The following is a 9,000-nucleotide window of genomic DNA, read 5'->3' on the forward strand; positions in this document are numbered from 1 at the left end:
ATTCAATCTGTTTTAGATTGAAAATCACCTCAGCAATATGCCGAGATGATACAATGTTAATTTTATGTTAATTTTTATGTCCTTGTTTATCTTAAACATCTCAAATATAATATTAATACTTTTGATCATAAAATAACTTCTAAAGTTGCTCAATTAGTCAAATTAATAAAATATTAAAAACTTTTTTAACTGTGACACAGTTAAAAAATAAATTTATTCCAAATTTAAAAAGATTTCACCTTCTTTATACTCTATATTTAATGTTGTTTGTTTGCTTGTTCGAATGTTTGTAAAGTTTTCAAAAATAAAATCGCTAACTTTATCAATTAAAATTTCATCTAAACCTGTAATAATTCCACGTGCCCCTAATTTTTTATCAATTTTTGTTTTTGTTTTGGTTAACAAACCATTTATTACATTTTCATAGTCTGCTATTCTCATTTCTAACTCATATAATGACTTCAATTGTTTTTGTAGTTTAACAAGGTTAATTTTAATTATTTGTTTTATGATATTATCATCAGTTATAAAGTTAAATGCTATGATATTTCTATGGCCGATACGATTTAATAATTCTGGTCTTTGTAGTTGATTATTAAAATAATTTACAACTTCTTTTCTAAAATTCTTTTCAACATTTATAACTGAATCATCTGGAGATACTTTATTTGCACCAATGTTGGACGTAAAAATAATAAAAGTTTCCGAGAAGTCTATTAACTCTCCCTTAGAAGATGTCAATCTACCATCTTCTAAGATTTGTAAGAATTTATCTAGTATTTTCGGGTGTGCTTTTTCAATTTCATCGAAAAGTAAAATAGAAAATGGATTTTCCTTCACTTTATTAGTTAACTCTCCATCTGAATCATATCCTACATATCCTGGTGGAGCACCAATTAATCTTTGATCAGAATGTTCATGATTATATTCTGACATATCAAAACGAAGCAATTTATTTTCATCGTGAAAAACAAATTCTGCTAATGCTTTTGATATTTCGGTTTTACCTGTCCCTGTGGGTCCGGCAAAAAATAAAATTCCTTTTGGTTTGGATAACTTTTGCGATTGCAAGATGCCATTTAAACCAATAAATGATGAAATTAATGTTTGCTTTATTTTAGCAATTGCTCCATCTTGACCTAATACTCTTTTTCTTATCTCAATTTCAAAGTTTTTGAGGTTTACAGGATTAATTTTCTGTCACTCTGATTCTTTTTTATTATAATGAATAAGGTTATATTTTTCAGTATATGTGAATTTATTACTTCCTGTTCATCAAACTCGACCAATTTGCATTATTTCACGGCATGTTTTTTGTGATGTTAATCCTACTGCCTGCGAGTGCTCTTTGCTTTTTATTTCTTGTAATTTACTTACATCAGAAACAATGAAATTTTCAGATGTGTTTTCTATTATATATGATCGCTCGTATTGATTTGGTTTATTGATGTGAACTACTGCAGCCTCAGGATTATCCTTAACTAATTCACTAAAGATATTTTGCTCATTTTTTGCTATAAAAATCACTTTATTTTGTTTATTAATATCTGCATTATTAATCAGTTTTTCAGATTTAATGTTAGTTAAAATAACTGATAATATTCCACTAATAACTTCAATTAACTCAGGCGAATTCGTTGCTGTATTAGAAATTAATATATCTGAAAAATCAATAATATATACATTTGGATTCGCTTTTTTAGAAACTTTGTTCTTGTTAAATTCAACAATGCTTTCAAGCAATCTTCTCATATATGTCAACAAATCGATACTGTTTTCTTCTTCATCTGTTTCATATTCAGAAGTGATAACTTCTGGATATAATTGGAATTCACCATATCCAGGACTAAATTTAGTTATCCTTAGATAACCTAACGATTCAAACAAATTAATTATATGTTGATCTAAATTATGTTCTTTTTTATTATCATGTTCATCTTTATAATAATATGTATCATATACATTACCTGAGATAACTACAAGATTCTTTTCTTGCAGTTTAATTACTAATTTCTTTAAAGAATTATACATTATTTTACTCCAGATTTTATGGTTTGCTGCATTGCTTTTAATAATGGTTTTGCATTGCTAATATTACGAAGTATTTTAATATCTTTGTATAAATATCCTTTTTTAGAGACTGCTTGCTGAATCTTTTCTGATAATGTAACACACATATGTTTCTCATAATCCCCTATATCATATTGTACGCTGTTATCTAGATTGAAAATAATTTTAAATCTATTATCTTTATTATTTTTAAAATTTAGAACATATGCAAATGAAACTCGCAATTCACCTTTGTCATCAGTAATTGTAATAACATCTGGTGTACCTTTTAAATGATACCCGTTTTCTTTTAAAGCTTCTTTATAGGTATTTATTTTTCTTTGGGTTAAATTATTACGATAATTTAACTCTTGTATTACTGCTAATAAATCACTTATTTCTTGCGGAGAAGTCTTTGTATCTAGCTCATCAAGTAATTTGAATTTTATCTTTATATCTAATGTAGATTCTTCAATTAAGTTCTCAATATGTCTTTTAGTTTTATCCAATGTTTGCTTAGTAATCTCTTTATTTCTTATCTGAGAAATTTTGGCTTGCAGTGCATTCGTTGTAATAACTGTACCAGTTTCTTTTAGTTCTTCTATAGCGATGTTTGCAATATAACCTTCTTTTAAAATTAGTCGATTTATTTCACTTTCATCTTGTTTAATTTGAGCAAAAATATCATCGATATAGTTTAAATTTAATTTAAGATTTTCTAGTTGTTTAAAAATTCTGTGTTTTTGGTATTGAAATTCTGTTTCTCTAGCAGTAACTTGATTTTCATATATTTGTCTTGTCTCGGAAAACGACTCGAGCGTATTTAAACTTGCAGCTACTGATTCTAAAATTTCTTTACATTGTTCTTGAAATAATTCAGATGAAGCATTGTTATAAAGTTCTGTAACTTCATCATTAATTTTATTTAACTCTTGTTTTTCTGCATCAATGCAGATGCTATGAGTAATTACTGCAGCATGTGACATTATTTTTCTCCTTTTTTACTGTTATCAAATTCTGATTCAAATCTTAACAATTGCTTCTCTTTTGTTAAATTAAAACTAAAATTTTCTTTTTCTTTGTTATGTATTTGCTCAGAAGTTCATTCATATGTTTTGGAAAAATTAGGATATCCTTTTTCTTTTAATAATTTAGAAACATTTTTTGTTGAATTTACTAAGGTTTCTAAACTTTGTCTTAGTTTTGCTGTTCTGCCTAAAAATGTTTCTTCAGACATTGTTGGAGCATCTTTTAGATAAATTTTAATTTTATTTATATTATTTGATATATATGGACTTTTTAAAGGACTGTAATTTATTGCAGTTAATTTATTTAATTGTGATTCTAATTCGCTCTTTGTCATTGATTTGTATTTTAGTAGCAATAAATTAAGAATCTCAAATGCTTTTTTAATATTTATTTCAGGTATTCAGTTGTCAAAATACACTTCGCCATTATCATAAAACCAAGGAAATGTCTCATAGAAAATGTTTAGCAATGTTGAATTTGTTATATCATATTTATATTTTGATGATACTAATTTTATAAATTCACCGTTATCTATATTCTTATAAATGTTATTTTTTTGCTTCTTTAAATATTTAATTAATTCATCATATTCAATTAATTTTTCTGTGTATAAATACATTAATTTATTTATATCTGTTATTTTATGATTTAATATTTGTTCTTTATTTTTAACAAAGAAATTATAAAAATAATTAACTGTGAAATTATAATCAATAATTTCCATAACATATTCCAGAACTTTAGCATCTTTTATCTGATGATTTATATCCTGTGTGTTTTCTTTTGAAAACTCACTTTTAATCCAATGTTTTAAATCTATTTCTTCTTTATATAACTGATAGGTATTAACAAAGTCAGTTTTTGGATTTCCCAAATTGTTATTAAGGTAATATTGCAGTTTTATTGGTGCTTTAAAGACTTGTCAATGCTTATTTTCAGCATATATAATTTTAATTGAAATGGGTCAGATTCAACTCTTTTGTTCATTACATTTATCTATCAAGTTTTGATTTTCTTCTAATGAATATTTTAGATCTTCTTTATCCTTTTGATAAAAATTCCCTTGAAAATCACTCCCATCAAAAACTTCATTAAATTTTTCTTGAAGTTTTTGTCTAAGTATATATGAAAATGAAGGAATATATTGATTATATGAATATATAAAATTTGTCTTGTTTCATTTAATTTTGTTATTATCTACTTCAAATTCACAATTTTCTTCTATAAGAACATTAACTTTCTCTAATTGATGTGAAATAAAGACATAATCCTTATTATCATCATATCCACCTGATTTATATTCTTTCCATTGCGAAACATTATCATCGTTTGTTTTTATATTTTCGCGCAGTTTAATTATGTTATTTAAATCATTTGAATCAGAAAAGTTGGGTTTTCAATTAATATCTGTTTTCTTTACAGCTATTCTGCGTTCTTTATTTATTAAATTAACATAAATTATATTTTTTACTATCTTTTCTTGTTCTTCAAGTGTTTTATACTCATCATTATCAAAATATTCTAATATTTTTTTATTTATCTTAATAGAATGAAATCTCAAATTCTTTCAATCTCCTTTATTATATTCATTAGTGAGTGTATATAAAACATTATTTATAAATAAATTATCTATTTTTTCTTCTATTAAAACAAATGATCTTTGTCAAATATTTAATACTTTTGTAATAACATCTTTAAATAAATCAGTAGATTTAATTTCGTAATTACTTCGAAAGTCTGGGTTTTCTAAATACTTAATAATTCCTACAAAAATCGCACTTAGTTCATCCATATCAATGAGTTTTCTGTATTTTTTAAATATTTTTAATTCTAAATATGGAACATTAATCTTAATCTTCATTGAATTGTTCTTCATCATAATTAACAATTGCTCCTTTGCTTGATGCTTCATCATATCATTTTCTGATAATGCTTTCGAATTTACTTCCTGTAGGTAGATCTATTTCTGAAACAATATCATTAAGAGGTTTTCGGAATGCACCAACTAAAATTAATTTATCCTTTGCGCGCGAAACTGCAACATTTAAACGTTCTATTTTTTTATAAAAATCATAATTTCTGGTATTAAGACTAACGAAACCGTTCTCATCGAAACTATTTTGTGCTCTGATTAAATCTACTATAACAATATCTTTTTCGCGACCTTGAAAGTTATCTACTGTATCTACTTTGATATTTTTTAGTGCCTTTATATGCGAGTATTCTTTGATGAAGCTTCTAACAACATTACTCTGATCACGGTTCATACAGATTACACCAATTTGGTTGGAGTTTATATTGTTATTTTTAAATAAATTATGAAGTATTTTTATAATAATATATGCATTATATTCATTGATTCTTCCGTTGTATTCTTTGTTTTTAAACATAGAAGATTTTTGATCAGCAGTGTAAGAAAGATTGCTAAGAGCATTAATTATTTTGTTTTTTTCTGAATGTTCTGAATTTAAAGAAAGAAATTTCATAAAATCTGTCGAATAATGTGTGGAATCAACTATGTTAAAATGATGATTAAAATTATTATTCTGATTCGTTTTTAAATTATAATTAATAAATTCGTGACTTTGATAAATGCTCGGCATCTCGAGTTTTTCATCATGATCATAAACAAAGTTAACTATATTCATTATCTCGGTAGCAAAACGGTGTTGAGTTTTTAAAAATGAATATGGTGAATGATTATTATATCTTCTTTTTATTTGCAATGCATGTTCTTTAAAGAAAGGAAATTCCAGTTCCTTTTTAAGATTATTTCAAAACTCTTCTGTTGCTGGTCATTTTGAGCTATTTTGAAGTTTCAACCAATTTCATCAATTATCCAAAATTCCTTTATCTGATTCTCCATATTGATTAAGTTTTTTGTCATTTAGGTTTTCAGTTAATTCAACATTAGGTGGCAGTTGCCGATAATCTCCAACTAATGTTACCTTATTAGCCATTAAAATACTATTAATCACTTCTAATGTTGTTGATTTTGATACTTCATCAAGAATTTGAAAATATATAGGATAATCTATAAATAACCTTTTAGAATTATCGCTATCATTAAAAATCGATATTTCTTGTCTGGCTGATGTAGTCATTCCTATAACATTGATTAAATCTGCATCAAATGCTTTCCTAGCAAAATTTTTAATATCATCAATACTGTTGTTTGATTTATCAGCATAATAATTTTTCATTTTATCAAAATATATACTTCATTTATCCTGGATTTGAGTTTGTGTTTTCTTTAGAATATAATCAAGATTTCAAAATTCGACTAATCTAATTTGTGATTTACTTGCTACATTTTTAAATTGTTGAAAATATTTATTTTCTTCAAATCCTTTATATTCATGGTTAGTTTTGATTGTAAAATTTAATATCTGGTGCAATATGTCATAATCTATAGTTTCTTTATAAGGGGATAAAGTTATTTTCATAACTTCATCTTTTGTGTGTTGAGTTATTTTTAAATATAAATCTGGTGCTTTGTCTTTATATGATTCTAAATATTCAACACTTAATTTTATATCAATATATTTTAGTAAATTTTCTTCTTTATTATCTTTATACCAATTTAAAAAAGGTTGAAAATTCTTTTTTTCAGTAATTAAATTATTGAATAAAGAACTTGTAAAATTCTTTAACATCGCTTTATCGCTGAATTTTTCATTTTCTAGAATTTCAGGATTACTGTAATCTATATCTTCTCGTCTTAATAACTTAAAATATATAAAATTGGGATTCTTTTTATTAATTTCATACAAGCGATCAAGTGCATTATTAATTGCTTCATGTGTTGATGACATTATTAAACAGTTCTTTTTATTTTCATTTACTACATGCTCTATAATTGCACAAATAGTCTGTGTTTTTCCAGTCCCAGGCGGTCCTTGAATGTATGAAATACTTGATGAATTTAGTGCTTTTTTAACTGATTCTTCTTGTTTTTGATTTAAATTCAATGCTATCTGACTGTTTATTTTAAAATTTGCTGGTATGTTCACCTGAAAGAAATTTGGTTCTTCTACTGATTTTGCTAAATAAGGATTTCTGTACATCCCATCACTAAAGTTTTTTAACGAATTATAAAATCTTCTATATTTAATTACTAAACCTTCATCTTTATCCGACAAATAATAATGATTGCTATTAAAAAGATCTTTTATATTTAATAGAGAGTGTTCAGAATCATTAATTGATTTTATATTTATATTCTCTATTGACTCAGATTTTGTGTCTTTTTTTATCTTCAGTTCAGTCTCTATAATTTTATATATCTTAAAAAACTTATCTGCTATTAGTTTTTCAATATATTTTACTTTTTTTTCTTCTTTTTCTATACTTTCTTTATTTGATTTAATTAAAGTTCGTATATCAGATAATTTGGTGTTTGATATCCTTATATTTTCACTTATATTTTTGAGTTCTACATCGATCTTTTTTATCTTCTGCTCTAGTAATAATTTTTCATTATTTAAGTAATTTATTTTATCTTTATAATTATCAACATCATAATCATCTTCTCATGATTGTTCTTTAATTTTTTTAATTTCTTTTATTTGATTTGATACTTCATTAATTTTATTATTAAAATTGCTTATTTGTTGTTGTAAATCTTGTTTATGTTTTTCAGATTGTTTCTTCTCTTTTTCTTTTTCATTAATTTCATTTGTCAGATTTTGATTCTGATGTGTAAGCATATTTATTGATTCATTTGATGATTTTATAAATGAATTTAACTTACTTTTTATATACTCGGTTTTATCAACATCATTTTCGTTTTTGTTTGTAAATTCATATTTATCATCATAATCATTTTCAGCAAATATACTGATATTCTTACCGGAAACAAGTTTTTCTTTTTTATTATCTCTGCTCACCAAGCATCAATACTTATGATATGTATTTATATTATCAACTCTTCTGTCTTTGAATTTTAAAACAGGATATGAGTATGTCTTTTTATCACTTTCTTTATTAAAGATATGGAAAGAAATTAAAAAATCCAATGAATTCCTTAGTTTTAATCCATTTTCAGTTTTTGTATTTTTTGTTACATTAATTCACTACTTTTTTCAAGAATTATGTTTCTTATTTTATGATTCTCTTTTAGAGTATTGTATATTCTAAAATAATTTTCTTCGTATTTAATATTTATAAGCTGAATGCAAAGATTAGAAATATTTTGATATTCTTTTTCTAATGATAAGTCCAAAAACTCTATTCTACTTAATTCAAAATATAAATCTTTAATACTCTCCAGTTTCTTTAATTTAGTAAAAAGACAAATGCTATTAAATCTGTCAATCTTATTTTCTTTAATATAGGAATCCTTTAGCTTTACAATAAAAACTACAGTTGAAACCAACGGTCCACCTGTTTTTAAATCATTCCAATCATTATTTAACAAAACCTTTTCTAACTTCTTTTTGCTTAATAGCAAATCAAGATTTATTACTTCCAAGTTATAATTATCTATATTCTTAAATACTCCATTAAGATAATTAATATACTGATTTATATCATTAGAATTCAAGTAATTTAAATTCCTTCGAAATGTTTCTTGAAGAAACTTCTCCAGGGTTTTCTCTTTTTGTTTTTCAGAAATATGTCCTGCTTGAATTCTTAAATCGCCATACGAAAGCTTACTATTAAAATTAACAGCTATATTAATAGTAGATGTGTGTGTGTGTGTAGCAAGTTATCCACAACCATATTTAATTTACCTCACAATTTCTCTTATTATGAATTATTTATTCATAAATTTTACTATAAAAATAGGCAATTTATTGCTTTTTACTGATATTTTTTAGGTTGTGTTCTTACACAAGTTAAAAAAATGCCCCTTAGGCATAGTCCTTTGAAAACTGAATAGTAATTATAATTCATTAAAATGTCTTGAATACATTTACT

The 9,000-nt window shown here is 24.7% G+C and carries 5 protein-coding genes; all 5 read right to left on the reverse strand.

The features are described 5' to 3' along the window. Window positions 1-213: 213 nt before the first annotated feature. From ACXYRQ_RS04235 to ACXYRQ_RS04255, 5 genes are read right to left on the reverse strand one after another with little or no spacing between them, the layout of a single operon-like run. Window positions 214-2,031: an AAA family ATPase gene (locus tag ACXYRQ_RS04235; RefSeq protein WP_458614911.1), complete on the reverse strand. Its 1,818-nt coding sequence runs from the start codon at window positions 2,029-2,031 to the stop codon at window positions 214-216. Beyond that, entirely contained in the window at window positions 2,031-3,035 is a 1,005-nt protein-coding gene (locus ACXYRQ_RS04240) for a hypothetical protein (RefSeq protein WP_458614912.1), read from the reverse strand. Before ACXYRQ_RS04240 ends, ACXYRQ_RS04235 begins: the two co-directional genes overlap by 1 nt. Next, complete coding sequence (locus ACXYRQ_RS04245) at window positions 3,035-4,957, reverse strand: hypothetical protein (protein ID WP_458614913.1); 1,923 nt, start codon at window positions 4,955-4,957, stop codon at window positions 3,035-3,037. The genes ACXYRQ_RS04240 and ACXYRQ_RS04245 overlap by 1 nt, the downstream gene beginning before the upstream one ends. Continuing rightward, window positions 4,929-8,096: an AAA domain-containing protein gene (locus tag ACXYRQ_RS04250; RefSeq protein WP_458614914.1), complete on the reverse strand. Its 3,168-nt coding sequence runs from the start codon at window positions 8,094-8,096 to the stop codon at window positions 4,929-4,931. The genes ACXYRQ_RS04245 and ACXYRQ_RS04250 overlap by 29 nt, the downstream gene beginning before the upstream one ends. 44 nt (window positions 8,097-8,140) lie before the next feature. Beyond that, window positions 8,141-8,623, reverse strand: coding sequence for a hypothetical protein (locus ACXYRQ_RS04255; RefSeq protein ID WP_458614915.1), 483 nt, complete (start codon window positions 8,621-8,623; stop codon window positions 8,141-8,143). Window positions 8,624-9,000: the final 377 nt, after the last annotated feature.

Source organism: Mycoplasma sp. 394 (assembly GCF_054353895.1).